Source organism: Kineosporia sp. NBRC 101677 (assembly GCF_030269265.1).
GTDB lineage: Bacteria > Actinomycetota > Actinomycetes > Actinomycetales > Kineosporiaceae > Kineosporia > Kineosporia rhizophila.
The window spans coordinates 1-263 of the sequence record NZ_BSTA01000063.1 but is presented as its reverse complement, the minus strand read 5'-3'; the positions used below and the strand labels follow the sequence as shown (position 1 = coordinate 263).

The 263-nt window shown below is 57.4% G+C and carries 1 rRNA gene; it reads right to left on the bottom strand.

Annotated features, from left to right (window positions below):
• A 16S ribosomal RNA gene (locus QSK18_RS35755) occupies nucleotides 1-263 on the bottom strand; the annotation flags it as partial.

Here is a 263-nt window from a genome sequence, read left to right as displayed (position 1 = left end):
CCCCGGCAGTCTCCTATGAGTTCCCACCATGACGTGCTGGCAACATAGAACGAGGGTTGCGCTCGTTGCGGGACTTAACCCAACATCTCACGACACGAGCTGACGACAACCATGCACCACCTGTGAGGCGCCCTTGCGGACCCCGTGTCTCCACGAGTTTTCACCCCATGTCAAGCCTTGGTAAGGTTCTTCGCGTTGCATCGAATTAATCCGCATGCTCCGCCGCTTGTGCGGGCCCCCGTCAATTCCTTTGAGTTTTAGCC